Source organism: Flavobacterium sp. K5-23, from assembly GCF_023278045.1.
Lineage (GTDB): Bacteria > Bacteroidota > Bacteroidia > Flavobacteriales > Flavobacteriaceae > Flavobacterium.
In genome coordinates this window covers 1054955-1079107 of the sequence record NZ_CP056783.1, presented here as the reverse complement: position 1 = coordinate 1079107, position 24153 = coordinate 1054955, and the positions used below count along the sequence as shown (strand labels likewise).

Annotated in this window: 24 protein-coding genes and 1 tRNA gene; 22 read left to right on the top strand and 3 right to left on the bottom strand. The window is 35.1% G+C overall.

Annotated elements, in window-relative coordinates; all coding sequences use genetic code 11:
- Positions 1–202: 202 nt before the first annotated feature.
- The 17 genes from FLAK523_RS04815 (at position 203) to FLAK523_RS04735 (ending at position 15094) form a co-directional block, all read left to right on the top strand.
- On the top strand, positions 203–568 hold the full coding sequence (locus tag FLAK523_RS04815) for an NADH-quinone oxidoreductase subunit A (protein ID WP_248907124.1): 366 nt from the start codon (positions 203–205) through the stop codon (positions 566–568).
- 82 nt (positions 569–650) lie between these two features.
- Positions 651–1199 carry an NADH-quinone oxidoreductase subunit B gene (locus FLAK523_RS04810; protein ID WP_248907122.1) on the top strand — a complete coding sequence of 183 codons (549 nt, stop codon included), beginning with the start codon at positions 651–653 and terminating at the stop codon, positions 1197–1199.
- 1 nt (position 1200) lies between these two features.
- Positions 1201–1722: an NADH-quinone oxidoreductase subunit C gene (locus tag FLAK523_RS04805; protein ID WP_248907120.1), complete on the top strand. Its 522-nt coding sequence runs from the start codon at positions 1201–1203 to the stop codon at positions 1720–1722.
- 32 nt (positions 1723–1754) lie between these two features.
- A complete protein-coding gene (locus tag FLAK523_RS04800; RefSeq protein ID WP_248907118.1) occupies positions 1755–2993 on the top strand; it encodes an NADH-quinone oxidoreductase subunit D in 1239 nt (412 codons plus the stop codon).
- 3 nt (positions 2994–2996) lie between these two features.
- A complete protein-coding gene (locus FLAK523_RS04795) occupies positions 2997–3527 on the top strand; it encodes an NAD(P)H-dependent oxidoreductase subunit E (RefSeq protein ID WP_248907116.1) in 531 nt (176 codons plus the stop codon).
- Position 3528: 1 nt separating this feature from the next.
- The gene (gene nuoF, locus FLAK523_RS04790; RefSeq protein WP_248907114.1) at positions 3529–4896 is read left to right on the top strand and encodes an NADH-quinone oxidoreductase subunit NuoF; all 1368 of its coding nucleotides are present in this window, start codon (positions 3529–3531) and stop codon (positions 4894–4896) included.
- 6 nt (positions 4897–4902) lie between these two features.
- Positions 4903–5277 (top strand): four helix bundle protein, encoded by a 375-nt coding sequence (locus FLAK523_RS04785; protein WP_248907113.1) that lies wholly within the window; start codon positions 4903–4905, stop codon positions 5275–5277.
- 86 nt (positions 5278–5363) lie between these two features.
- Positions 5364–6413, top strand: a complete 1050-nt coding sequence (locus tag FLAK523_RS04780; RefSeq protein ID WP_248907111.1) for a 2Fe-2S iron-sulfur cluster-binding protein — start codon at positions 5364–5366, stop codon at positions 6411–6413.
- A 3-nt stretch (positions 6414–6416) separates the two neighbouring features.
- Positions 6417–7469 (top strand): NADH-quinone oxidoreductase subunit NuoH, encoded by a 1053-nt coding sequence (gene nuoH, locus FLAK523_RS04775; RefSeq protein ID WP_248907109.1) that lies wholly within the window; start codon positions 6417–6419, stop codon positions 7467–7469.
- Positions 7470–7612: 143 nt separating this feature from the next.
- Positions 7613–8158, top strand: coding sequence for an NADH-quinone oxidoreductase subunit I (locus FLAK523_RS04770; protein ID WP_248907107.1), 546 nt, complete (start codon positions 7613–7615; stop codon positions 8156–8158).
- Complete coding sequence (locus FLAK523_RS04765; protein WP_248907105.1) at positions 8158–8670, top strand: NADH-quinone oxidoreductase subunit J; 513 nt, start codon at positions 8158–8160, stop codon at positions 8668–8670. The genes FLAK523_RS04770 and FLAK523_RS04765 overlap by 1 nt, the downstream gene beginning before the upstream one ends.
- Positions 8670–8990 carry an NADH-quinone oxidoreductase subunit NuoK gene (gene nuoK, locus FLAK523_RS04760; RefSeq protein WP_248907103.1) on the top strand — a complete coding sequence of 107 codons (321 nt, stop codon included), beginning with the start codon at positions 8670–8672 and terminating at the stop codon, positions 8988–8990. Before FLAK523_RS04765 ends, nuoK begins: the two co-directional genes overlap by 1 nt.
- Positions 8991–8996: 6 nt before the next feature.
- Entirely contained in the window at positions 8997–10880 is a 1884-nt protein-coding gene (gene nuoL, locus FLAK523_RS04755; protein WP_248907101.1) for an NADH-quinone oxidoreductase subunit L, read from the top strand.
- A gap of 9 nt (positions 10881–10889) precedes the next feature.
- Positions 10890–12332 carry a NuoM family protein gene (locus FLAK523_RS04750; protein WP_248907099.1) on the top strand — a complete coding sequence of 481 codons (1443 nt, stop codon included), beginning with the start codon at positions 10890–10892 and terminating at the stop codon, positions 12330–12332.
- Between the two features lie 103 nt (positions 12333–12435).
- On the top strand, positions 12436–12741 hold the full coding sequence (locus FLAK523_RS04745) for a four helix bundle protein (protein WP_248907097.1): 306 nt from the start codon (positions 12436–12438) through the stop codon (positions 12739–12741).
- A 75-nt stretch (positions 12742–12816) separates the two neighbouring features.
- Entirely contained in the window at positions 12817–14187 is a 1371-nt protein-coding gene (locus FLAK523_RS04740) for an NADH-quinone oxidoreductase subunit N (protein ID WP_248907095.1), read from the top strand.
- 190 nt (positions 14188–14377) lie between these two features.
- The gene (locus FLAK523_RS04735) at positions 14378–15094 is read left to right on the top strand and encodes a DsbA family protein (RefSeq protein ID WP_248907093.1); all 717 of its coding nucleotides are present in this window, start codon (positions 14378–14380) and stop codon (positions 15092–15094) included.
- Positions 15095–15175: 81 nt separating this feature from the next.
- Here the strand turns inward: FLAK523_RS04735 and FLAK523_RS04730 are convergent, their stop codons facing one another.
- Positions 15176–15865, bottom strand: coding sequence for a hypothetical protein (locus FLAK523_RS04730; protein WP_248907091.1), 690 nt, complete (start codon positions 15863–15865; stop codon positions 15176–15178).
- Positions 15866–16270: 405 nt separating this feature from the next.
- Here FLAK523_RS04730 and FLAK523_RS04725 point away from each other — a divergent pair, with 405 nt between their 5' ends.
- Entirely contained in the window at positions 16271–17545 is a 1275-nt protein-coding gene (locus FLAK523_RS04725; RefSeq protein WP_248907089.1) for a Y-family DNA polymerase, read from the top strand.
- Positions 17536–17976 (top strand): LexA family transcriptional regulator, encoded by a 441-nt coding sequence (locus FLAK523_RS04720; RefSeq protein ID WP_248907087.1) that lies wholly within the window; start codon positions 17536–17538, stop codon positions 17974–17976. Before FLAK523_RS04725 ends, FLAK523_RS04720 begins: the two co-directional genes overlap by 10 nt.
- A gap of 474 nt (positions 17977–18450) precedes the next feature.
- Here the strand turns inward: FLAK523_RS04720 and FLAK523_RS04715 are convergent.
- Positions 18451–18530: transfer RNA gene (locus FLAK523_RS04715), tRNA-Leu, on the bottom strand.
- Positions 18531–18749: 219 nt separating this feature from the next.
- Between FLAK523_RS04715 and FLAK523_RS04710 the strand changes: the two genes are divergently transcribed.
- From FLAK523_RS04710 to pth, 3 genes are all read left to right on the top strand, one after another.
- Positions 18750–19691, top strand: coding sequence for a ribose-phosphate pyrophosphokinase (locus tag FLAK523_RS04710; protein WP_248907085.1), 942 nt, complete (start codon positions 18750–18752; stop codon positions 19689–19691).
- 87 nt (positions 19692–19778) lie between these two features.
- On the top strand, positions 19779–20393 hold the full coding sequence (locus FLAK523_RS04705; protein WP_248907083.1) for a 50S ribosomal protein L25/general stress protein Ctc: 615 nt from the start codon (positions 19779–19781) through the stop codon (positions 20391–20393).
- 282 nt (positions 20394–20675) lie between these two features.
- Positions 20676–21302 carry an aminoacyl-tRNA hydrolase gene (gene pth, locus FLAK523_RS04700; protein ID WP_248907081.1) on the top strand — a complete coding sequence of 209 codons (627 nt, stop codon included), beginning with the start codon at positions 20676–20678 and terminating at the stop codon, positions 21300–21302.
- Positions 21303–21355: 53 nt separating this feature from the next.
- On the opposite strand, the gene FLAK523_RS04695 is transcribed toward pth, so the two are convergent.
- On the bottom strand, positions 21356–24037 hold the full coding sequence (locus tag FLAK523_RS04695) for a reprolysin-like metallopeptidase (RefSeq protein WP_248907042.1): 2682 nt from the start codon (positions 24035–24037) through the stop codon (positions 21356–21358).
- Between the last annotated feature and the right edge of the window lie 116 nt (positions 24038–24153).

The window sequence follows — 24153 nt, the reverse complement described above, 5'->3', positions numbered from 1 at the left end:
TCCGATTTATTTCGGAACGTTTTTTTTTGCTTAATTGTGAAAATTCTTATGAAACAAATGAAATATAAAACCCTTTATTTATAATCATTAAAAATTAAGAAGTAATCGCAATTCAATTCCAACTTAAACTTGCATTACACTTGTGTTTTAAATCCCCTAAACCTATCTTTGTGGTTTATTTTAGTACAAAAAATCGATAAATATGCAATCTGATCAATTAAATTATATTCCTATTTTAATGCAGCTCCTTTTAGCTGTGGGCTTTGTCATAGGGACAATTATTATATCCGGTAAATTAGGACCTAAAAGATCCTCTAAAATTAAAGACGCCAACTTTGAATGTGGTATTGAATCTGTAGGAAATGCACGCATACCCTTTTCAGTAAAATATTTCCTTGTAGCTATTTTATTTGTATTATTCGATGTAGAGGTTATCTTCCTTTATCCATGGGCTATTAATTTCAAGGAATTAGGTATGGAAGGAATGATGAAAATGATCGTATTTATGCTTTTACTTTTGGTAGGGTTTTTCTACATCATCAAAAAGAAAGCATTAGAGTGGGAATAAACAATTATTTTATATGTTGAATTTTAAATTATGAATGATTTCAAAATTTAAAATTTAAAATTTATAATTCAAAATTAAAAAAATGAGCAATTCAAATATAAATATGGTTGAGCCGCCAGAAGGTGTTGTAGGAGAAGGATTTTTCGCTACAAAACTGAATGATGTAGTAGGATTAGCACGCGCTAATTCACTATGGCCTTTACCTTTCGCAACTTCATGTTGTGGTATTGAGTTTATGGCAACTATGGCTTCACATTATGATTTGGCACGATTCGGTTCTGAGCGTGTGAGTTTCTCTCCACGTCAAGCTGATATGTTGATGGTAATGGGAACGATTTCTAAAAAGATGGCGCCTATTTTACGTCAGGTTTACGAACAAATGGCAGAACCTCGTTGGGTAATTGCTGTTGGCGCTTGTGCTTCTTCAGGTGGTATTTTTGATACTTACTCTGTTTTACAAGGAATCGACAAAGTAATTCCTGTGGATGTTTACGTTCCTGGATGTCCTCCAAGGCCGGAACAAATTGTAGATGGCGTAATGAAATTACAAGAAATAGTTAAAAATGAGTCGGTAAGAAGAAGAAATTCTCCTGAATATCAAGAATTATTAGCTTCTTATAACATCAAATAAAATGGCTTTAGACACAACCCAAATCCAGGATAAATTAACAGAAACTTTTGGTTCTGCTGTTTTCCAATATCAACAAGAAAAGGATATTTTTTCATTTGAAGTAAACGCAGATAAAATTACTGCTGTTATTCTTTTTTTGAAAAACGATGAAACTACCCGTTTTAACTTTTTGACTGATTTATGTGCTATACATTATCCTGAAAACGAAGCGGATCGCCAGTTTGCAGTGGTCTACCACTTACACAATTGGTATGAAAACATAAGAATCAAAATTAAGGTATACATCAACGGAGAAACGCCTGAAATCAAAACAGTATCTTCTATTTTCCTAAGTGCAAACTGGATGGAAAGAGAAACTTACGATTTTTACGGTATCAACTTCATAGGTCATCCTCAATTGAAACGTATTTTGAATATGGATGAGATGGTTTCTTTTCCAATGCGAAAAGAATTTCCAATGGAAGATGGAGGAAGAACGGATAAAGACGACCGTTTTTTCGGAAGAACAATAGACAATTGCTAAGAACACAATATATAATTTTTCACATTCTATAAATGTCAGAACTATTATTACCACCAGAGCATAGATATGCTAAAATAATAAAAGAGAAGCTAAATGAAGACGGAAGTGAACTTTCAATTCTAAATTTAGGTCCTACTCACCCAGCAACCCATGGTATTTTCCAGAATATACTATTGATGGATGGAGAACGCATTTTGGATGCTGAACCAACCGTTGGTTACATTCACCGTGCTTTTGAAAAAATTGCTGAAAACCGTCCTTTTTACCAAATCACACCCCTTACAGATAGATTAAACTATTGCTCCTCTCCTATTAACAATATGGGATGGTGGATGACATTGGAAAAATTATTAGGTGTTGAAGTTCCAAAGAGAGCTCAATATTTAAGAGTTATCGTAATGGAATTGGCGAGAATTACGGATCACATCATTTGTAACTCGATCTTAGGAGTGGATACTGGAGCTTATACAGGCTTCCTTTATGTTTTCCAATTCAGGGAAAAAGTATACGAAATCTACGAAGAAATTTGTGGTGCTCGTTTAACTACAAATATGGGTAGAATAGGTGGTTTCGAAAGAGACTGGTCTCCTGAAGCTTTTAGAAAACTAGATGTGTTTTTAGAAGAATTTCCTGCAGCTTGGAAAGAATTTGAAAACTTATTCGAAAGAAATAGAATTTTCATTGACCGTACAGTTAATGTAGGGCCAATATCAGCTGAGAAAGCCGTTTCATACGGATTTACAGGGCCAAACTTACGTGCGGCAGGTGTAGATTATGATGTTCGTGTGGCACAACCATACAGTTCATACGAAGATTTTGAATTTAGTGTTCCAGTAGGACAATCAGGTGATACTTACGACCGTTTTTGTGTTCGTAATGCAGAAGTTTGGGAAAGTTTAAGCATCATCCGTCAAGCATTAGCAAAAATGCCAGAAGGAAATGAATTCCATGCGGATGTTCCTGACTATTATTTACCTCCAAAAGAAGATGTTTACACTAATATGGAGTCGCTTATCTATCATTTCAAAATTGTAATGGGTGAAATTCCAGTTCCAGTAGCCGAAATATATCACGCTGTTGAAGGCGGTAACGGAGAATTAGGTTTCTACTTAGTTACTGACGGAAGCAGAACCCCATATAGATTGCATTTCCGCAGACCTTGTTTTATTTATTACCAAGCGTATCCAGAAATGATTAAAGGAGCAATGCTTTCAGATGCTATTGTGATTTTATCAAGTTTGAATGTAATTGCTGGAGAATTAGACGCATAAATTATGATACATACAGATCAAAAACAAAACATAAACATGACTGAAACATTGATGAATCGCATCAATGAATTAATCAGCCATTACCCTTCTGACAAAAGAAAATCAGCTTTATTACCTGTTTTACATGAAGTTCAGGATGCTCACGACAATTGGTTGAGTATTGAATTAATGGACAAAGTAGCTGAAATCCTTGAAATCAAACCCATTGAAGTTTACGAAGTAGCCTCGTTTTATACTATGTATAATTTGAAACCAATTGGAAAATTCATGTTCGAATTTTGCAGAACTTCCCCTTGTTGTCTTAACGGTACTGAAAACTTAATGGATTACACCTGTGATAAATTAGGCGTTAAAGAAGGTGAAATCACTTCAGATGGATTGTTCCAAGTTGTAGGTGTAGAATGTCTTGGGGCTTGTGGTTATGCACCAATGTTACAATTAGGTGATTTCTACAAAGAAAACCTAACACCAGAAAAAATGGATCAGCTAATCACTGATTGTAAAGAAGGAAAAATAATATTACAAGATAAATAAGATGTCAAAAAAAATATTATTAGATAAAATAAACGTTCCAGGAATCAAAACTTATGAAGTATATCGCCAAAATGGTGGTTATGCTTCTGTAGAAAAAGCGATGAAGGCAATGACTCCTGATGAAGTTGTTGAAGAAGTAAAAAAATCAGGACTACGTGGTCGTGGTGGTGCTGGATTCCCAGCTGGAATGAAGTGGAGTTTTATTGATAAAAAATCAGGAAAACCAAGACATTTGGTTTGTAATGCCGATGAATCAGAACCAGGGACTTTCAAAGACCGTTATTTGATGGAATTTATTCCTCACTTATTGATCGAAGGAATGATTACCTCTAGTTTTGCTTTGGGTGCTAACCTATCATACATCTACATTCGTGGAGAATACATGTGGGTTTATAAAATTCTGGAAAGAGCCATTGCTGAAGCGAAAGCTGCAGGTTGGTTAGGAAAAAATATATTAGGAACAGGTTACGATTTAGAACTTTATGTTCATTGTGGTGCCGGAGCTTATATTTGTGGTGAAGAGACTGCATTAATTGAATCATTAGAAGGAAAAAGAGGAAATCCTCGTATCAAGCCACCATTTCCAGCAGTTTCTGGATTGTGGTCAAATCCAACTGTAGTAAACAATGTGGAAACTATTGCATCAGTGCCTTGGATTGTAAACAATTCAGGTGATGAGTATGCAAAAATCGGAATTGGTAGATCGACTGGTACCAAATTAATCTCTGCATCTGGGCATATCAAAAATCCTGGTGTTTATGAAATTGAATTGGGATTAAGTGTTTACGAATTTATGAATTCAGATGAGTACTTAGGCGGAATGAGTTCAGACCGACCTTTGAAAGCCTTGATTCCTGGAGGATCATCAGTGCCTGTTTTACCAGCTGATTTAATTTATAAAACTGCAAATGGTGAAGACCGTTTAATGTCATACGAATCATTAAGTGATGGTGGATTTGCAACTGGATCAATGTTAGGTTCAGGTGGATTCATTGTATATAATGACACTTCTTGTATTGTACGCAATACTTGGAATTTCGCTCGTTTTTATCACCATGAAAGTTGTGGACAATGTTCGCCTTGTCGTGAAGGAACAGGATGGTTAGAGAAAGTATTACACCGTATCGAAAACGGTCACGGTCGTGAAGAAGATATCGATTTGCTTTGGAGCATTCAAAGTAAAATTGAAGGAAACACAATTTGTCCACTAGGTGACGCGGCTTCATGGCCAGTAGCAGCAGCTATTCGTCATTTTAGAGAAGAATTTGAGTACCATGTACGTTTCCCGGAAAGAATAAAAAACAGAGATCACTTTACTACTGAGCCTTTTAGTAGTCTAAATGTCTCAAAGTCAAAAGTCATAACGTAAACAAGAATGGGTAAGTTTAACTCTTTTGAAGAAATTAATTCTTGGCAGAAATCTAGATTATTTAATAAAAGAATTTATGAAATAACTGAGAATTCAGATTTTAAAAAAGATTTCGATTTAGTTAGACAAATTAGAAGAGCATCAATTTCAATTTCTTCAAATATAGCTGAAGGATTCGAAAGAAATACAGATAAAGAATTTGTTTATTTTTTATATGTTGCAAAAGCGTCGGCCGGAGAAGTCAGGTCGCAGTTATATTTGGCATTAGATTTAAATTATATTTCGAAGATAGAATTCGATGAATTATATTTAAATGTTACAGATATATCAAAATTATTGAGTGGATTTATTAAATATTTAAATGACAGTCAAAAGTCATAAAGTCAAAAGTCATAAAGTCGATCGATTCGACACCAGACAATAGGACATTTAGACATTCGACATTAAGACATTAAGACTTAAAAGAAATGAAAGTAACAATAGACGGTCAGGAAATTGAAGTAGAAGCAGGAACAACCATCTTGCAGGCTGCAAGAATGATTGGTGGGGAAAGTGTTCCGCCAGCCATGTGCTATTATTCTAAACTAAAAGGGAGCGGTGGAAAATGCCGTTGTTGTTTAGTGGAAGTTGCAAAAGGAAGTGACGCCGATCCAAGACCTATGCCAAAACTAATGGCTTCCTGTGTTACAGGATGCATGGATGGTATGGAAATAAACAGTAAATCATCTGACAGGGTTAAAGAAGCCAGAGAATCTGTAACTGAATTTTTATTAATCAATCACCCATTAGACTGTCCAGTATGTGATCAGGCTGGGGAATGTGATTTACAAGATTTAAGTTTTGAACACGGAAAAGCAAAAAGTCGTTTCATAGAAGAAAAAAGAACATTTGAACCAGAAAATATAGGTCCAAATATTCAATTGCATATGAATCGTTGCATCCTTTGTTACCGTTGTGTAATGGTTGCTGATCAATTGACAGACGATCGTGTGCACGGAGTAATGGACAGAGGAGATCATTCTAACATATCAACTTGTATTTCTAAAGCTATCGATAACGAATTTTCAGGAAATATGATCGATGTATGTCCAGTGGGAGCGTTAACCGATAAAACATTTAGATTCAAATCTAGAGTTTGGTTCAACAAACCTTACAATGCACACAGAGAGTGTACTACTCCTGGATGTTGTGGCAAAACAACGCTTTGGATGTTTGGTGACGAAATACAAAGAGTTACCGGTAGAAAAGATATTTATCACGAGGTAGAAGAATTCATTTGTAACGGTTGTCGTTTTGACCACAAAGATACTGCTGACTGGGTAATTGAAGGACCAAGAGAATTTGACAAAGATTCTGTTATCAATCAAAACAATTACACACAGGAATTAGATACTGTTGTTATAAACACTGAAGATCAAATTTTAAAAGGACGCGAACAAGACCGAGTTAAAATCAGTATGCCTGCTATTCCATTAGAAAAAGATGAAGAGGCTAATTTTAAACACGGAAATCTTTAAAATATGGATAGTACTATTATAATAGAAAAAGGAGTCATCATACTTGTAGTTTTTGCAATTACAATGCTTATGGCCATGTATTCCACTCTAGCCGAACGTAAAGTTGCCGCTTGGCTTCAAGACCGTATTGGTCCAAACAGAGCAGGTAAAGGAGGGATTTTACAACCCCTTGCCGATGGTTTAAAATTATTTTCGAAAGAAGAATTTGAGCCAAATACACCAAATAGATTTTTATTCTTCGCAGGACCTGCACTTGCTATGAGTACAGCTTTGATGACGAGTGCCGTAATTCCATGGGGTGATAAACTTCATCTTTTTGGAAGAGACATTATTTTACAAGCAACAGATATTGATAATGCATTATTATACATTTTCGCAATCCTTTCTATAGGTGTTTACGGAATTATGATAGGTGGATGGGCTTCTAACAATAAATTCTCATTGATAGGTGCGGTTCGTGCTGCATCACAAATGGTTTCTTATGAAGTAGCCATGGGATTATCAATAATTGCATTGTTGATGATGACGGGAACTTTGAGTTTGAGAGAAATCTCAGCGCAACAACCGGGAATGCATTGGAATGTATTTTACCAACCACTTTCTTTCTTGATTTTCTTGATTTGTTCTTTTGCAGAAGCAAACAGAACTCCATTTGACTTAGCGGAATGTGAAACAGAATTAATAGGTGGATACCATACTGAATATTCATCGATGAAAATGGGTTTTTACTTATTTGCTGAATATGCAAATATGTTTATCTCTTCTACAATATTAGCTGTATTATTCTTTGGAGGATATAACTATCCTGGAATGGCTTGGGCTGTAGAAAACTGGGGAGTAAACATTGCTAATGTAATAGGAATTGGTGTTTTATTTACTAAAATATGTGGTTTCATATTCATATTTATGTGGGTAAGATGGACTATTCCAAGATTTAGATATGACCAATTGATGCATTTAGGATGGAGAATATTAATCCCACTTTCTATCTTCAATATAATCATTACAGGAATTGTAATTTTGAGAGCAGATATAGCAGCTTATTTAGGATTTTAAGCCCCCTAACCCCCGAAGGGGGAATAAATTAGGATTAATATAATTTATACAGAAAAGCAATAGCCCTGATAGCAGCGACATCCCACGCTTTTTGGCGTGGATATAGCGGATAGCAGGAAATAGCTTCAAATAAAATAAAAAAAATGTCAATAGAAACCATATCCTTATCGGGAAGAAAAAAGCAAGTCTCTAATAAAGAGATGACCTTTTGGGAAAGATTGTATCTTGTTGCAATTGTAAAAGGCTTGATCATTACGATTAAACATTTATTCACAAGAAAAGTTACGATTCAGTATCCAGAGCAAGTACGTGAGATGAGCCCTGTTTACCGTGGACAACATCAATTGAAACGTGATGAACTAGGAAGAGAAAATTGTACAGCTTGTGGTTTATGTGCACTTTCATGTCCTGCGGAAGCGATTACAATGAAAGCGGGAGAACGTAAAGCGGACGAGAAGCATTTATACAGAGAAGAAAAATACGCTGAAATATATGAAATCAATATGTTGCGTTGTATTTTTTGTGGTTTGTGTGAAGAGGCTTGTCCAAAAGACGCGGTTTACTTAACGACTTCAAAAGTATTGGTTCCTTCTAGTTCTAACAGAGAAGATTTCATTTTTGGAAAAGACAAACTAGTTATGCCTTTAGATATCGCAATGAAAAATGCTCAACTTAAAAACGCTAACTAATGTCGACGATACTTATTATATTTTGCTTTTTAGCAGCCATCACTTTGTCAACTGCATTTTTGACAATTTTTAGTAGAAACCCAATACACAGTGCGCTTTATCTAGTAATTTGTTTTTTCTCTATAGCAGGACATTACTTATTACTGAATTCTCAATTTTTAGCATTTGTTCACGTAATTGTTTATTCTGGGGCGATAATGATTTTGTTTTTATTCACCATCATGTTAATGAACCTGAATAAAGAAAACGAAGTACATAAGCCAAGAATTACACGTTTAGGTGCTATTGTTTCCTTTTGTCTTATATCATTAGTATTGCTAGCTGTTTTCATCAACTCTAAACCTATTATTGGAGAATATGATATAACAGGAGAAGATTACCAATCGATAAAAATATTGGGTAAAGTACTTTTAAATGAGTACATGGTTCCTTTTGAATTTGCATCTATATTGCTTTTAGTAGCTATGATTGGTGCAGTTCTATTGTCTAAAAAAGAAAAAACAGAGAAATAATGAACAATATTTTAAATGAAATAGGCATCGAAAACTATATTTTCCTTTCTGTAATACTTTTTTGTATTGGAGTCTTTGGAGTTTTATACAGACGAAATGCCATCATCGTATTTATGTCTATCGAAATTATGCTGAATGCAGTAAACCTATTGTTTGTGGCATTCTCTACTTATCATCAGGATGCACAAGGACAAGTTTTTGTATTCTTCTCTATGGCTGTTGCCGCTGCTGAAGTTGCAGTAGGACTTGCTATACTGGTAGCGATATTTAGAAATTTAGGTTCGATTGACATCAATAATTTAAAAAACTTAAAAGGATAAACTATAATGAATACGAATTTAGCTTTACTCTTATTACTAGCTCCTTTTTTAGGATTTTTATTTAATATTTTCTTTGGAAAAAGCATCGGAAAATCAGCTTCTGGATTTATCGGGACGTTAACAATTGTGGTTTCTTTTATCGTGACTGCTTATTTCTTTGGAGTAATTTCTTCAAATCCTGAAGGAATCCACATTTCACTATTTGATTGGATTCAAATCAGCAATTTCAAAGTTGATTTTGGATTTCAATTAGACCAATTATCGATATTATGGTTGCTTTTTGTGACTGGAATTGGTTCATTGATTCATATGTACTCAATCAGCTATATGCATGATGACGAGAATATGCACAAGTTCTTTGCTTACTTAAACTTGTTTATCTTCTTTATGATTACTTTGGTAATTGGAAGTAACTTATTAGTATTATTCATCGGTTGGGAAGGTGTTGGACTTTGTTCTTACTTGCTAATTGGGTTCTGGCATAAAAACCAAGATTTCAATGATGCGGCCAAGAAAGCTTTCATTATGAACCGTATTGGGGATTTAGGATTGTTAATCGGGATTTTCATCTTGGGTTCTATGTTTTCGACATTGGATTATGCTACTTTAAAAACAGCAATCGCTGGAGCAACAGATTTAAACTTATATTGGATTTCAGCTGCCGCTTTCGCTTTGTTCATTGGAGCTTGTGGAAAATCAGCACAAATTCCATTGTACACTTGGTTGCCTGATGCAATGGCTGGACCTACACCCGTTTCTGCATTAATACATGCTGCAACGATGGTAACTGCAGGTATCTTTATGATTACGAGATTGAATTTCGTTTTCGATTTAGCTCCAGACGTTCAAAACATCATTGCTATTGTTGGTTCTGTTACCGCTCTGGTAGCGGCTACAATTGCATTGGTACAAACCGATATCAAAAAAGTACTGGCCTACTCTACCGTATCTCAATTGGGATTAATGTTCCTGGCTTTGGGATTAGGTGCTTATGAAGTAGCCGTTTTTCACGTAATCACACACGCTTTCTTTAAAGCTTGTTTGTTCTTAGGTTCAGGTTCAGTAATACACGCTTTACATGGCGAACAAGACATGCGCAAAATGGGAGGTTTGAAAAAAGTGATGGGAATTACTTTCATAACTTTCTTAATCTCTTCACTAGCCATTTCAGGAATCCCTCCATTTTCAGGATTTTTCTCGAAAGATGAAATCTTAATGGTTGCTTTTGAACACAACAAAGTATTATGGTTCATCGCTTCGTTAGCATCACTTATGACTGCATTCTATATGTTCCGTTTATTATACCTTACTTTCTTCAAAGAATTTAGAGGAACGGCAGAGCAAAAAAGTCATTTACATGAAAGTCCTACATTGATCACTTTCCCTTTAATTGTTTTGGCAATTTTAGCAACAGTGGGCGGTTTGATTAGTTTACCAACATATAGCTGGTTGAATGGATATTTAGCCCCTTTATTTTCAAAAGCATCTCATGAAGCTCATCATTTTGGAACTACAGAATATGCCTTGATGACTGTTGCCGTAATAGGTGGATTAGTTGGAATTGTAATTGCTTATGTTAAATATATCAAACAAAATGAAGTACCGGCTGAGGATGCTGCTATTACAGGTTTTGCAAAAGTTCTTTACAATAAATACTATATCGATGAAATCTACGATGCATTATTTGTAAAAACAACAAATGCATTATCAAGATTCTTTAGAGATACTGTAGAAACGTCTTTATCTTCATTAGTACTTGGATTAGGAACATTAACCAACGAAATTGGTTTTCAAGGAAAGAAATTACAAAACGGAAGTATTGGTCGTTACCTTTTTGCTTTTGTTTTAGGACTTTGTGCCATTGTAACCTATTTATTTTTAGCTCAATAATCATATCATATGAACGTATCTCTTATATTAATTATACTATTAGTTGGCGCATTTGCAACTTATTTCGCTGGTGACAAACTGGCTTCAAAAGTGGCTTTGTTCTTTGGATTAGCTTCTTTAGGATGTTCGCTTGTATTGTTAAACCATTTCAACTTAGGTGAGAACATTAGTTTTATAAACCAATGGATCAACCAACCCAATGTTTCCTTTGCATTACATGCTGATGGTTTGTCCATCGCTATGTTATTACTGACAACGGCATTGACACCAATTATCATATTCACTTCTTTTGGGAATGACTATAAAAACGCAAAAGCTTTCTATGCACTAATCTTATTTATGGCTTTTGCCATGGTGGGAACATTTTTAGCTTCTGATGGTCTTTTATATTATATCTTCTGGGAATTAGCCTTAATACCTATTTACTTCATCGCCTTGATTTGGGGTAATGGTGATGCAGAAGAACGTAAAAAAGCAGTGGTGAAATTCTTTATCTACACACTTGCAGGATCTTTATTTATGTTAGTTGCTTTTGTATATATGTACCAAAAAGCAGGTAGCTTCTTAATTGAAGATTTGTATAATTTAGACTTAACAGTAAACGAACAAATTTGGATTTTCGCTGCATTCTTTTTAGCGTATGCCATTAAAATTCCATTGATTCCTTTTCATACTTGGCAAGCAAATGTGTACCAAAAAGCTCCTGCTGTAGGTACTATGTTACTTTCAGGAATTATGTTGAAAATGGGATTATACAGTGTTATCCGTTGGCAATTACCTATTACTCCATTAGCTGCAAAAGGTCATTCAACTATATTAATTAGTCTTGGAATTGCAGGAGTAATTTATGGTTCTATTGTAGCATTGAGACAAAAAGACTTGAAAAAATTATTGGCTTACTCTTCATTAGCCCACGTGGGTCTAATTGCTGCAGGAACCTATACACTTACACTTGATGGATTGCGCGGTGCAGTATTACAAATGATTGCTCACGGTTTTGTGGTTGTTGGTTTGTTCTTTATCTCTGAAATTATTTTCAGAAGATATGAAACTAGAGCAATTGCTGAAATGGGTGGTATTCGTACACAAACGCCAAAATTTGCCTCTATGTTTATGATTTTGGTTTTAGCCTCTGTGGCTTTGCCAACAACTTTTAACTTTGTTGGAGAATTTACGGTACTGTACAGCTTATCTCAAATAAATGTTTGGTTTGCACTTTTAGGAGGAACAACGATTATTTTAGGAGCTTACTATATGTTGAAAATGTACCAACAAGTTATGTTAGGTGAAACCAATACAAAACCATTTGCAGAGGTTACTTTTCAAGAAGGGCTTGCTTTGGTAATAATCATTGCTGTTTTGTTTTTCTTTGGAATGTATCCAAAACCAATTACAGATTTGATTACACCAAGTTTGGAAAATATTTTAACTCAAATTAATAGAATTAAATAAATTTAGGATTAAAGGATTTAAGAATTAGGATTATCACGATATGACTAAAGAAGAACTTAAAAATCGCACCAAAACATTTGCATTAAATGTGTTTAAATTTCTAATGGAATTAGAGAAAAACAAAGCGGTTGATGTGGTTTCCTACCAACTCTTTAAATCCTCTTCATCAGTTGCTGCTAATTATAGAGCAGTTTGCAGAGGCAAATCAAACGCTGATTTTTTAAATAAATTAAAAATCGTTGATGAAGAAGCTGATGAAAGTTTATTTTGGTTAGAATTTATTAAAGGTTTAGAAATACAATGTAATACAATTGAGCTTGAAAGATTAATAAAAGAAGCCGATGAATTGGTAGCCATTTTTTCAGCGGGAATAAGAACAATAAAAGAAAAAAACAACATCAAAAATTAAGGTTAGGCATAAAGAATTATACGATTAGCAGCTAATAAATCCTAATTCTTAAATCCCAAATCAAACAATCAAAATATGAATACATTAATAGCTATAATAGGATTAGGTGTTTTATGCCTTTTATTTGAAATCATCGATTTAAGAAAAGCGATTATTCCAGTAACAATTATTGGATTATTGGCCGTACTTGGACTTAATATCTCTGAATTTAATTCTCCTGATTCGTACTACAACAATATGATTATTGTTAGTAAATTTTCAACTGCATTTTCTGGGTTGTTTATCATTCTAACTATTTTCTTAATAACATTAGGTCATAAATTTTACGAACACCAACAAGCCAAAATCTCAGATTTTGTTGCGATAAAAATATTTTTATTAGCAGGTGCGGTTGCAATGGTTTCTTTTGGAAATTTAGCGATGTTCTTTTTAGGTATCGAAATTTTATCTATTGCTTTATACGTTTTGGCGTCAAGTGACAGATCGAGTTTAAAAAGTAACGAAGCAGGATTGAAATATTTCCTAATGGGATCTTTCGCTTCAGGTATTATATTGTTTGGTATCTGTTTAATATACGGAGCTATGGGAAGCTTTGATGTTATTGAAATCAGTGAATTATCCAGTTCAGCAGAATTGCCTGTATGGTTCCCTATCGGGATTGTATTGCTTTTTGTTGGAATGCTTTTCAAAATAGCAGCTGTTCCCTTCCATTTTTGGGCACCAGATGTTTATGAAGGTTCTCCTGCATTGACAACAGCTTTGATGAGTACATTGGCAAAAGTAGTTGCTATCGCTACCTTATATAAGTTAGTAACTATTATGAATGCTGATCTTTCAGGTTCTTTCCAATTAGTTATCGTTATCGTTTCTATGGCTTCAATGACAGTAGGAAACATTATGGCATTGCGTCAGGTGAACGTAAAACGTATGTTGGCTTTTTCAGGAATTTCACATGCCGGTTTTATGTTGATGACTTTATTAAGTACGGCTAATGCAGCTGGAACTTTATTATACTATACATCTGCTTATGCTTTAGCTGGAATCGCTGCTTTTAGTGTAATACTATATGTTTGTAAAAACAACGAAAACGAAGACATCACCAATTTCCACGGATTAGGAAAAACCAACCCATTATTAGCAGCTATTCTTACCGCTTCTTTATTGTCAATGGCTGGTATTCCAATTTTTGCTGGATTCTTCGCTAAACTGTTTTTATTCAATCAAACGATTGAAGCGGGTTATATTGCATTAGTTATCGTTGCGGTTATCAATTCGATTATAAGCGTTGGTTACTACTTTAAATTGATCCTGGTGATGTATACTAAAGAGGCGAACGAAACGAGAACAGGAACTCCTGTTGTTATTTATGCAGTGGCTATTATAGCGATTGTTTTGAATATCGCTTTAGGTTTGTTTCCATCTTTAGTCTTGGATTTATTGGCATAGAAAATATTTTTAAACTTTATATACAAAACCCATCAAGAGTAATTTTGATGGGTTTTTTGTTTACTATAGAATACCGGAAGCTGTCTAACAAATTCCCAAATCCCAATTAAAACCCAAACAGTATTAATTTCCAAAACGTTTTTAATACATTTGTATATACAAACAACAAGACGTTCAAAACACAATCACAATGGAAAATAAATTAAAAATACAAATCTGGTCGGATATTATGTGTCCGTATTGCTATATAGGAAAAAGAAGAATTGAAGGAGCATTAGAGCAATTTGCGCATAAAGAAAACGTTGAAATCGAATGGAAGAGTTTCCAGTTGGATGCCAATTTTGTTGCTTCAGCGGATGATAATCTAACGGATCATCTAGCAGAGAAATACCGAAAAGACAAAGTATGGGCCAAAGAAATGATGGATAATATGACGCAGAATGCTAAAAATTCGGGATTGGATTTTCATTTTGAAAAAGCGATTATGGCCAATTCTTTTAATGCGCATCGTTTATTGCATTTGGCTAAAAAACATAAACTATCTCATGAGCTCGAAGAATTATTGTTTAAAGCCTACTTAACAGATGGTAAAAACATAAATAACAATAAAACATTGAGCGAACTTGGACTGGAAGTGGGTCTTGATGCAGAAGCCATTAATGAAGTATTAAACTCTGATGCGTATGCAAATGACGTAAAACAGGATATAGAAATGGCAGGAAACATAGGGGTTCAAGGTGTACCGTTTTTTGTATTCGATAATAAATATGCCGTATCCGGAGCACAACATGAGGAGACTTTTGTAAAAACACTGGAAAAAGTATGGAAAGAAGGACAATTTGGTTCAAAAATAACTCATCTAGATACTAAAGACGGAGACAGTTGTGGAGTTGATGGATGTGACTAAATAAAGATTTTGATATAAGCAAAAGCCCCGTTGGTATTAGAACCAACGGGGCTTTTTTAATAAACATTTGCATCAAATCTATTATCTTTTATCAACTCGAATATCTAAACTTCCAGATATTTTAGAATCCTTAGTTTTTGTACCAGTTGATTTAAAGTAATACTGATCTTGATCGTTAGTATTTTGGTTGTTACCGTAATCTTGATCATTTGAGTTTTGACTATTTCCATAATCATAACTTCCATTATTGTTTTGGGAATATTCGCTTCCTCTACCTCCTTTTACGTTTCCTACCATATCAATAATTTGACCACGACGGTTGTAGATTATTTGTAAACCACCTATTTGCTCTAATGCAAAACGGTTATAAGACATGTATACAGACCCAATTCGTTTAATCCTATCATTAGAATCATAGTTAACAAACACGTTTCCAATTCGTCTAACTCTACCAAAATTATCGTGTTCCACCTTTACACCATAATTTCCATTTCTAAAAGAAGATGGTGCGCCATACGTTCTGTTTACTGCGCTACTTCTACCTGACCTATGATATACATCGTTAGATGTTGATGGACGTGTATTAAAATCAAATTGGCCGTCAGGAAACACGAAGAATTCAACTCCTCTTTCTACGAACACAATAGGTTCAGCATTTCTAAAATCCACAGCTAATCTACGTTCATGAGAAAAATTGTTTTTCTCTGTTGCGTTTGCTATACCACCTCCAAATAAGAAGATACTAGCTACTAAAAAAGTAATTTTTTTCATAATAATTGTTATTTATATTTTTGCCTACTCTTGAGCTTTTCGGCTTTCGCTTATTTACTTATTTGATTAGGTATATTCAAGTTGCGTGCCAAAGATTTAAATCACGGTTTCGTGTTTTAGGGTTCCAAACCATTTATTTAGCGTTAATCATCTATAAATCTATACATTACGCATCCAAAAAATAAAATAATATATTTTCTTCATAGGTAAACATTAAGTTTTATTTAATACAATTCTAGAACTGTGATTTAAAATTTTCTTGTGGTTTTAGTGAATTAAGCATTCGAAAAAAAGTAAAAAACAGTTATAAATTGAAAATGGTTTGCTCAAAACTACTTATCAACAATCCCTAAAATTAATTTTAGTTCCGAACTCTCCTAAAGGCTTATTGAGTAATTTTGCATTATGTATGCTCTAGTCGATTGCAATAATTTTTATGCCTCTTGCGAACGTGTTTTCCAACCGGAATTCAACGGAAAGCCGGTTGCTATATTGTCAAACAATGATGGCTGCGTAATTTCCAGAAGCAACGAGGCAAAAGCTGTTGGAATCCCGATGGGAGCCCCAGCATTTCAGATCAAAGATTTGGTCCGAGAAAAAAATGTCAAATTATTTTCGTCCAATTATGCTCTTTATGGTGATTTGAGCCATAGAGTGATGTCGGTTTTAGGTCAATTCACACCCAATATCGAAATATATAGTATCGATGAAGCCTTTATGAATTTTGACGGAATGGCAATTGACGGATATTATGATTATGGTGTCCAGATGAAAAAACGGGTTCAAAAATGGGTAGGAATCCCGGTTTGTGTTGGCTTTGCTCCAACCAAAGCTTTGGCAAAAGTCGCCAACAAGATTGCCAAGAAATTTCAGGACAGAACCTCGGGCGTGTATGTAATTGATGATGACGACAAACGAATCAAAGCCTTGAAATGGACCCAAATCGAGGACGTTTGGGGCATTGGATACAGAACCACCAAAAAAGCAAAACTGCGTAACATTACTACCGCATTCGATTTCATTCAGCCACAGCATGAAGCTTGGATAAAAAAAGAAATGGGCGTTATTGGGCTACGGTTGAAATATGAGTTGGAGGGAAAATCGGTATTGGATTTGGAACCCATTCCAAATCAAAAGAAAAGCATTTCCGTCACCAGAAGCTTTCCCAAACAAATTTCCGATTTTGATTTACTGCGGGAACGCATAACAACATTCGCCTCCGTGTGCGCCGAGAAGTTGCGGAAACAAAAATCCTGCTGTCACACCATAATCGTGATGTTGGTTATCGATAAGCATACTGTTGAGACTTCAAAATATTATTTTAATATGGTAATAACCTTGCCCTATGCTACAAATTCCAGTTTGACGATTTCGAATGTGGCCATCGATATGTTGAAACAGCTTTATAATGGAAATGAGCATTTGAAGTTTAAAAAAGCGGGGGTAATAGTAAGCGAATTAATCGACGAGGACAAGAAACAGTTCCTGCTGTTTGAGGATGAAAACCCAAAACATTTAGCCTTGATGAAAGTGATGGACAACCTCAACAAAAAAATTGGCTACACTCAAGTAAAATTGGCCACCCAAAATTTAGGATTGACCTGGAACATGAATCAAAACCATTTGTCACCAAAATACACAACAAACTTTAAAGAGATACTCGAAATAAAATGCCAATAAAGAAAGAGCAAAAACTGATATTTTTCCATCCCGATTTTGAAAGCGAACTGAATATCCCCTTCATTACTGATGCTGTTTCGGCGGGGTTTCCCTCGCCCGCTGCGGACTTTATGGAAAACAACATTGACCTAAACAAGGAGTTGAGCGAGAATCCATTGGCCACTTTTTATATCAGGGTCAAAGGCAATTCCATGATTGATGCAGGTATCAATGATAAAGATGTTTTGGTTGTGGACCGAAGCCTGGAACCGCAAAACAACAAAATCGCAATCTGTTGTGTTGACGGTGAATTCACTGTAAAACGAATTCAACTAGAGAAAGACTGCCTGTACCTTATGCCAGAAAACTCAAATTACAGTCCAATAAAAGTAACAGAGGATAACGAACTGATCATTTGGGGAATTGTGACCTATGTGATAAAAAAGGTGTAGATAAAAAAAACGTTGTTGCTTGCCAATTATAAAAAAGGTGGTGACGAAAAACAGCACTACAATTTCTTTAACAATTTCAGTCTGTAATTATTTACCATAAAAAAACCTAAATATCACTAAAAGTGGGTATTGTATAAACAATTTAATATTTGGAAATTTGATGTAAAAGAAAAGATACAAAATAAACTTTTGATGACAGATCCAAAATCAAGAATTAAGAAGAGTAGAATTAATATTAGAACTATAGATAGTAAAGAAAACACACTTTATTATTACATAGGTAGCGGCTTCATAATTTCCATAGCTATATCAGTCTTGATATTATTGATATTAATAATAATATAAAGAAATATAACTTATTAAAAAATACAGTAACCACATAACCTACTGCTATTTATAATATTTCACGACTGAACACTTAAACTTCGAAAAAAAAATAAAACAAAAAAACCGCTTCTTTCGAAGCGGTTTTTGTACCCGGAGCCGGAGTCGAACCGGCACGGTTTCCCACAGGTGTTTGAGACCAGCGCGTCTACCAATTCCGCCATCCGGGCTTAGCAGACATGAAATAACAGCAGTTATCTCAACGCAATAAAAGATGTGATTGTGTTTAAATCAACCATCAATTCCTTTAACACGGTGCAAATGTAAAAAATATAATTAGATATTCGAAAAAAAATACTTAAAATTTTCCTTTCAGAGTTGAATAAATTTCATAAATTTGCAGCTCGTTAAAAACGAAACACACAACTAACTACAAAACAACAAATTAAATGTCACACCTAGAACCTGAAGCTAAAATATTTGCTTGTTCACAAAGTGTCTATCTAGCGGAGAAAATCGCTGCAGAGTACGGAATTCCATTAGGAAAAGTTACTATGTCAAAATATAGTGATGGTGAGTTCCAACCTTCTTACGAGGAGTCTATCAGAGGTTTACGTGTGTTTATTGTATGTTCTACATTCCCAAATTCAGATAATTTGATGGAATTGTTACTTATGATAGATGCTGCAAAACGTGCTTCGGCCAGACATATAACCGCAGTAATACCTTACTTTGGTTGGGCAAGGCAAGATAGAAAAGACAAACCAAGAGTTCCGATTGGAGCAAAACTAACAGCGAAATTGTTAGAAACTGCTGGAGCAACAAGAGTAATGACAATGGATTTGCATGCAGATCAAATTCAAGGATTCTTTGAAAAACCAGTGGACCATCTTTTTGCATCTACTATCTTTTTGCCTTATGTAAAAAGTTTAGGACTTAGCAATTTAACAATTGCTTCTCCAGATATGGGAGGTTCAAAAAGAGCATATGCGTATTCTAAATTCCTGGAATCTGATGTCGTAATTTGCTACAAACAAAGAAAAGAAGCTAACATCATCAACACTATGGAGTTGATAGGTGAAGTAAAAGGTAAAAATGTAATCTTAGTTGATGACATGATTGATACCGGAGGAACATTGGCGAAAGCCGCTGATTTAATGATGGAAAAAGGAGCATTAAGCGTAAGAGCTATATGTACCCATGCCATTTTATCAGGAGACGCCTACGAAAAAATAGAAAATTCTAAATTATTAGAATTAATTGTTACTGATTCTATCCCATTAAAGAAAGAATCAAATAAAATAAGAGTGTTGAGTTGTGCACCTCTTTTTGCTGAAGTTATGCACATGGTGCACCACAACAATTCCATTAGTGGAAAATTTATAATGTAAGACTTAGGTCTGGAAATTATAAAAATGCTGATAGCCAAAAGCTTAAAGCCAAACAAGTAAATTATTTAATAACTATATTTTTTTACAATGAAATCGATTACAATTAAAGGATCAGAAAGAGAAAGCGTGGGTAAAGTAGCAACTAAAGCCCTACGTAATGCTGGAGCGGTTCCTTGCGTGTTATACGGAGGAGATCAACCAGTACATTTTTCATCAGAAGAAAAAGCATTCAAAAGCTTGGTTTACACTCCAAACGCTCACACAGTTGTGATTGAATTGGCTAACGGAAAAACTTTCGATGCAATTCTTCAAGACATTCAGGTTCACCCTGTGTCTGACAAGGTTTTACACATTGATTTCTTTCAAATTTTTGATGACAAAGAAATCACTATGGAAGTTCCAGTAAAAATCATCGGAAACTCTAAAGGAGTTATGGCTGGTGGGGATTTACGTTTGAACAACCGTAAATTAAAAGTAAGAGCACTTCCTAAAAATCTTCCTGATTTTGTTGAAGCTGACATTACTCCACTTGACATGGGTAACAAATTATATGTTACTAAAGTGCCATCTGAAAATTTCAAAATTATGCACCCTGACAACACAGTAATTTGTCAAGTGAAGATTTCTCGTGCTGCTATGAAAGCGGCTCAAGAAGCTGCAAAAGCTGCAAAAGCAGGACCTGCAAAAGGAAAGAAAAAATAATATTTTTTCAATCATACTTAAAAGCATCAGTTTTACAACTGGTGCTTTTTTTTTGCTTTTATTTTAATACTTTATGTTTAAAGCATCCTTTATAACTATTAAAGAAACACCCCTCCTGCTGTCCGCTATATCTTTTATGCCAAACAATGGCATAAAAGGATAACACTCCCATCAGGGCTATCTACATCATCTATCTCCAGAGAGACCAAATAGCCGCAGTCGCATTCACATATAATCTCATTTTCTAATTGAGAAATTATCTAATTACATTACTTTTGCCAGATGATAAAATGGATCCAAAAACTGTTTACATCAACTAAGACAGAAGAGAACACAGATTGTATGAAAAAATATTTAATAGTAGGCTTAGGCAACATTGGAGCTGAATACGTAAACACAAGACACAATGTTGGTTTTAAGGTAGTCGATTTTTTGGCTAAAAAAGAAGGACTATCCTTTGAAACCGTAAAATTAGGTTCACTTGCAGAGTACAAATTCAAAGGAAGAAGCTTTTTTCTGTTAAAGCCAAACACTTATATGAATCTCAGTGGAAAAGCGGTAAAATACTGGATGGACAAAGAGAATATTCCACTGGAAAACATAATGATAATTACTGATGATCTAAATCTCTCTTTTGGGACAATCAGGATTAAACCAAAAGGAAGCGACGGAGGCCACAACGGACTTAAAAACATCAATTTGATCCTAAATACAAATCAATATACCCGATTCCGTTTTGGAATCAGTGACGAGTTTAAAAAAGGACAGCAGGTGGATTATGTATTGGGAGAATGGGACGAAACCGAGAAAGCAAAACTTACGGAACGATTTGAACTGGCCTCAGAGATAATTAAATCATTTGGAACTGCGGGACTCGAAAACACAATGAATATGTATAACGGAAAATAAAAAAAGGGAAAATGTAAAATACATTTTCCCTTTTTTTATTATTATCGAACAGCTTATTCTATCACTATTTTTCTAACAGACTTTCTTTCCCCATCAACGACAGTTAACAAATAAATTCCTGATTGTGGATTTGGCATTGTAACACTCTCATTAAAGTCAACCTTGTTTCCATACTCCTTCTCGAATAATTTTCTTCCAATAATATCGTGAATCAAAACTTTGATACCACGCTCTGATTGGCTTGTAAACTGAATGTTAAAAACCCCTTTATTTGGATTTGGATACATCACAAAATCATTAATTTCAAAATCAGTCGTACCTAATGTAAATGTTTTAGTACATATCGTAACCGATGCCGAATTTATAGTTCCCGATTTAGGAGCATCAACATCCCTAACCCTAAAAACCCAGTTCCCCTGAGGGTTTTGCCCATTAAAATTAGTCAAAGGTTGAGAAGGACTAACCGTTTGAAGTGCAGTGGTAGCACAAGAAAGCGCCCCTCCATTATCGTCATAATTCAACACAAAACTACTGTTGGTACTAGTACAATTCCTGTCAAACAACCTCACAATCGTGCTTTGAGGACTCATCAATTCAATTTGAACATCTGACATCCATGTATGTTTAAAATCAACATTTAAGCTCACTTTAGAGACTGTAGCTGTCGTTGTAGGCACTGAAATTGATCTTGTTGAATACGTTAAAACACCATCCGGAATGGGAATAGGCACGCCAAAAGCATAAGTATTACAGGAAGAACTTATCGAATACCCTATTGGGAATGAATTGCTGTTTACCGCATAATAAATATTGGCGGTGGGCTCGATTAGAATCCTGCAATTTGTTGCCGCCGCAATATTTGGCACAACAATAGTCTCCGAACCGTCATTTGGGGTATTGGCCGCCAAAATTGTCGGGAAAGTCAATCCCCCGTCAACAGAAAGCTTGATATTCACATTGGCCGAACCAGGCAAAGCGTTAGAACCATTGACGCTCCAAGTTATCGTTTTGCTTTCCCCTTTATACCAATTGAAATTATCCGTGTTTTGTGAGGTTACCGCAAATGGACCTGCACTTCCGCTAACAGTCACAACTACGGAAGCCGTATTTGTTTGGCCATTACCTGCAGCAGGAGCATTCTCTCTAGCTGTCAAAGTAAAATTAAGAGTACGCGCTATAGAAGAAACTGATTCCCAGGTGGTCGTTAACTTATTAGCAAGCACATTATTTAAAGAAGGCATATATCTTGTTGCAGAACCACTAGGTCTAATAGACCTAAAAAGAGGACCATCAACTTTAGTGGGAAAAGCGACGCTACTAGCTCCAGATTGCGTTAAAAACGAATCTTTTTGCTCCCAACAATAAGTTAAAACATCCCCATCCAAATCAGAACCTGATCCTTTCAAAATAAATGCGGTACCGTTCGGGATAGCCCAATTTCCACCTGCATTCAAGGCAGGAGGAGTATTTGTTAATGGGATATCGACGACACACGGTTTTGACACCAAGTTGTTTTGAATTTGATTAATGCTCACATAAGCGAAATAATCATCCGAATTATCCTGAACATTATAATTAGTAATTCCTGCATAACCCATAATAGTAGACCCACTTCCGGGTTCCACATTAACTCCTGTGTTTTCAGTGCTATCAAATGAAAATGTATGATTAGCACCCAGTTGGTGGCCGAATTCATGCGCAACAAAATCAATATCGAAAGTATCTCCCTCAGGCTTACCGTCAGAAGGAGAGGTATAAGCACTCCCTTTAGCCAAAGAAGTTGCATCAACTGGATCTACGCAAACACAACCAATGCAACCTGCATTACCACCCCCGCCTGAAGCTCCGAATAAATGCCCTATATCATAATTGCCATTGCCAATAGTTGCCGTTAAATTCTTTTGAAGTTGTAAGCCCCAATCAACCATCTCGGAAGCAGGAGAATAAGGGTCTGTAGCTGGATTTTCATATATTAAATCAGTGTTTTTTGCAATTAAAATCAACTTTACCGCTAAATCTTTATTGAATATCCCGTTCACCCGTGTCATTGTAGCGCTCATCGCCGCTAAAGCCAATGCTTTGGTCCCGCCATGGTAGGCCGTATACTCACCCGTACAAGACAATGCCAAACGCAACGTTTTAAAAACCTGATTATTAGCGGATATTTTACTAGTTTTATTTAACAATTGACTATTTAGAACAACATCTTCGGTTTTACAGGAAAAAGGCAAACTCCCTTTATTTCTGGAAGTGGAGGTAAAAAGCACATAAGTTGATTCTTTGCCGGGAACTGATTCTATAAATTCTGATGCTGAATCTGCTCTTAAAATCATAGTTTGCAAACCCTTTGGAGACAAACTGAAATTCAAAGTGGCTTTGGAATCTGTTACACCAATACCCCTATAAGACCTAATGTCAGGATATTTAGCTTGTAATTCTGGATCAAAATTAGAAGATTCCCAAACCATAAACTTCTCCATTAAACCATCCCCGTTAGGCATAGAAAGTTCAACTCCATTTTTAGAAACGGTTTTACCATGAATAGTCGATAGCGTTTTTTTAACAGCATCTATATTTAATCTATAAAACAATTGATCCTCTGATTTAAAATCACCCCCGTTTTTTTCAGAAAGGAAAACGTTATTCCGTTCCACTTTTACCCATGGAGTAGTGTTTTGGGCATACGCTGCAGAAAAAGTAATAAAAAGTAATTGAAGGATGATGATTTTTTTCATGTAAATGAGATATTAAAACATCAAAATTAAGGCATTTATATTAAAATCTATAAATACACTCCCCTATTTTAAAAAAAACAACCCTAATAAAGCCACATTTCCATAAAATGTTATCA

Excerpts from the sequence above, each read along its gene's own strand:
- FLAK523_RS04815 (WP_248907124.1), top strand. The coding sequence starts at position 203 with ATGCAATCTGATCAATTAAATTATATTCCTATTTTAATGCAGCTCCTT.
- FLAK523_RS04810 (WP_248907122.1), top strand. The coding sequence starts at position 651 with ATGAGCAATTCAAATATAAATATGGTTGAGCCGCCAGAAGGTGTTGTA.
- FLAK523_RS04805 (WP_248907120.1), top strand. The coding sequence starts at position 1,201 with ATGGCTTTAGACACAACCCAAATCCAGGATAAATTAACAGAAACTTTT.
- FLAK523_RS04800 (WP_248907118.1), top strand. The coding sequence starts at position 1,755 with ATGTCAGAACTATTATTACCACCAGAGCATAGATATGCTAAAATAATA.
- FLAK523_RS04795 (WP_248907116.1), top strand. The coding sequence starts at position 2,997 with ATGATACATACAGATCAAAAACAAAACATAAACATGACTGAAACATTG.
- nuoF (WP_248907114.1), top strand. The coding sequence starts at position 3,529 with ATGTCAAAAAAAATATTATTAGATAAAATAAACGTTCCAGGAATCAAA.
- FLAK523_RS04785 (WP_248907113.1), top strand. The coding sequence starts at position 4,903 with ATGGGTAAGTTTAACTCTTTTGAAGAAATTAATTCTTGGCAGAAATCT.
- FLAK523_RS04780 (WP_248907111.1), top strand. The coding sequence starts at position 5,364 with ATGAAAGTAACAATAGACGGTCAGGAAATTGAAGTAGAAGCAGGAACA.
- nuoH (WP_248907109.1), top strand. The coding sequence starts at position 6,417 with ATGGATAGTACTATTATAATAGAAAAAGGAGTCATCATACTTGTAGTT.
- FLAK523_RS04770 (WP_248907107.1), top strand. The coding sequence starts at position 7,613 with ATGTCAATAGAAACCATATCCTTATCGGGAAGAAAAAAGCAAGTCTCT.
- FLAK523_RS04765 (WP_248907105.1), top strand. The coding sequence starts at position 8,158 with ATGTCGACGATACTTATTATATTTTGCTTTTTAGCAGCCATCACTTTG.
- nuoK (WP_248907103.1), top strand. The coding sequence starts at position 8,670 with ATGAACAATATTTTAAATGAAATAGGCATCGAAAACTATATTTTCCTT.
- nuoL (WP_248907101.1), top strand. The coding sequence starts at position 8,997 with ATGAATACGAATTTAGCTTTACTCTTATTACTAGCTCCTTTTTTAGGA.
- FLAK523_RS04750 (WP_248907099.1), top strand. The coding sequence starts at position 10,890 with ATGAACGTATCTCTTATATTAATTATACTATTAGTTGGCGCATTTGCA.
- FLAK523_RS04745 (WP_248907097.1), top strand. The coding sequence starts at position 12,436 with ATGGAATTAGAGAAAAACAAAGCGGTTGATGTGGTTTCCTACCAACTC.
- FLAK523_RS04740 (WP_248907095.1), top strand. The coding sequence starts at position 12,817 with ATGAATACATTAATAGCTATAATAGGATTAGGTGTTTTATGCCTTTTA.
- FLAK523_RS04735 (WP_248907093.1), top strand. The coding sequence starts at position 14,378 with ATGGAAAATAAATTAAAAATACAAATCTGGTCGGATATTATGTGTCCG.
- FLAK523_RS04730 (WP_248907091.1), bottom strand. The coding sequence starts at position 15,865 with ATGAAAAAAATTACTTTTTTAGTAGCTAGTATCTTCTTATTTGGAGGT.
- FLAK523_RS04725 (WP_248907089.1), top strand. The coding sequence starts at position 16,271 with ATGTATGCTCTAGTCGATTGCAATAATTTTTATGCCTCTTGCGAACGT.
- FLAK523_RS04720 (WP_248907087.1), top strand. The coding sequence starts at position 17,536 with ATGCCAATAAAGAAAGAGCAAAAACTGATATTTTTCCATCCCGATTTT.
- FLAK523_RS04710 (WP_248907085.1), top strand. The coding sequence starts at position 18,750 with ATGTCACACCTAGAACCTGAAGCTAAAATATTTGCTTGTTCACAAAGT.
- FLAK523_RS04705 (WP_248907083.1), top strand. The coding sequence starts at position 19,779 with ATGAAATCGATTACAATTAAAGGATCAGAAAGAGAAAGCGTGGGTAAA.
- pth (WP_248907081.1), top strand. The coding sequence starts at position 20,676 with ATGATAAAATGGATCCAAAAACTGTTTACATCAACTAAGACAGAAGAG.
- FLAK523_RS04695 (WP_248907042.1), bottom strand. The coding sequence starts at position 24,037 with ATGAAAAAAATCATCATCCTTCAATTACTTTTTATTACTTTTTCTGCA.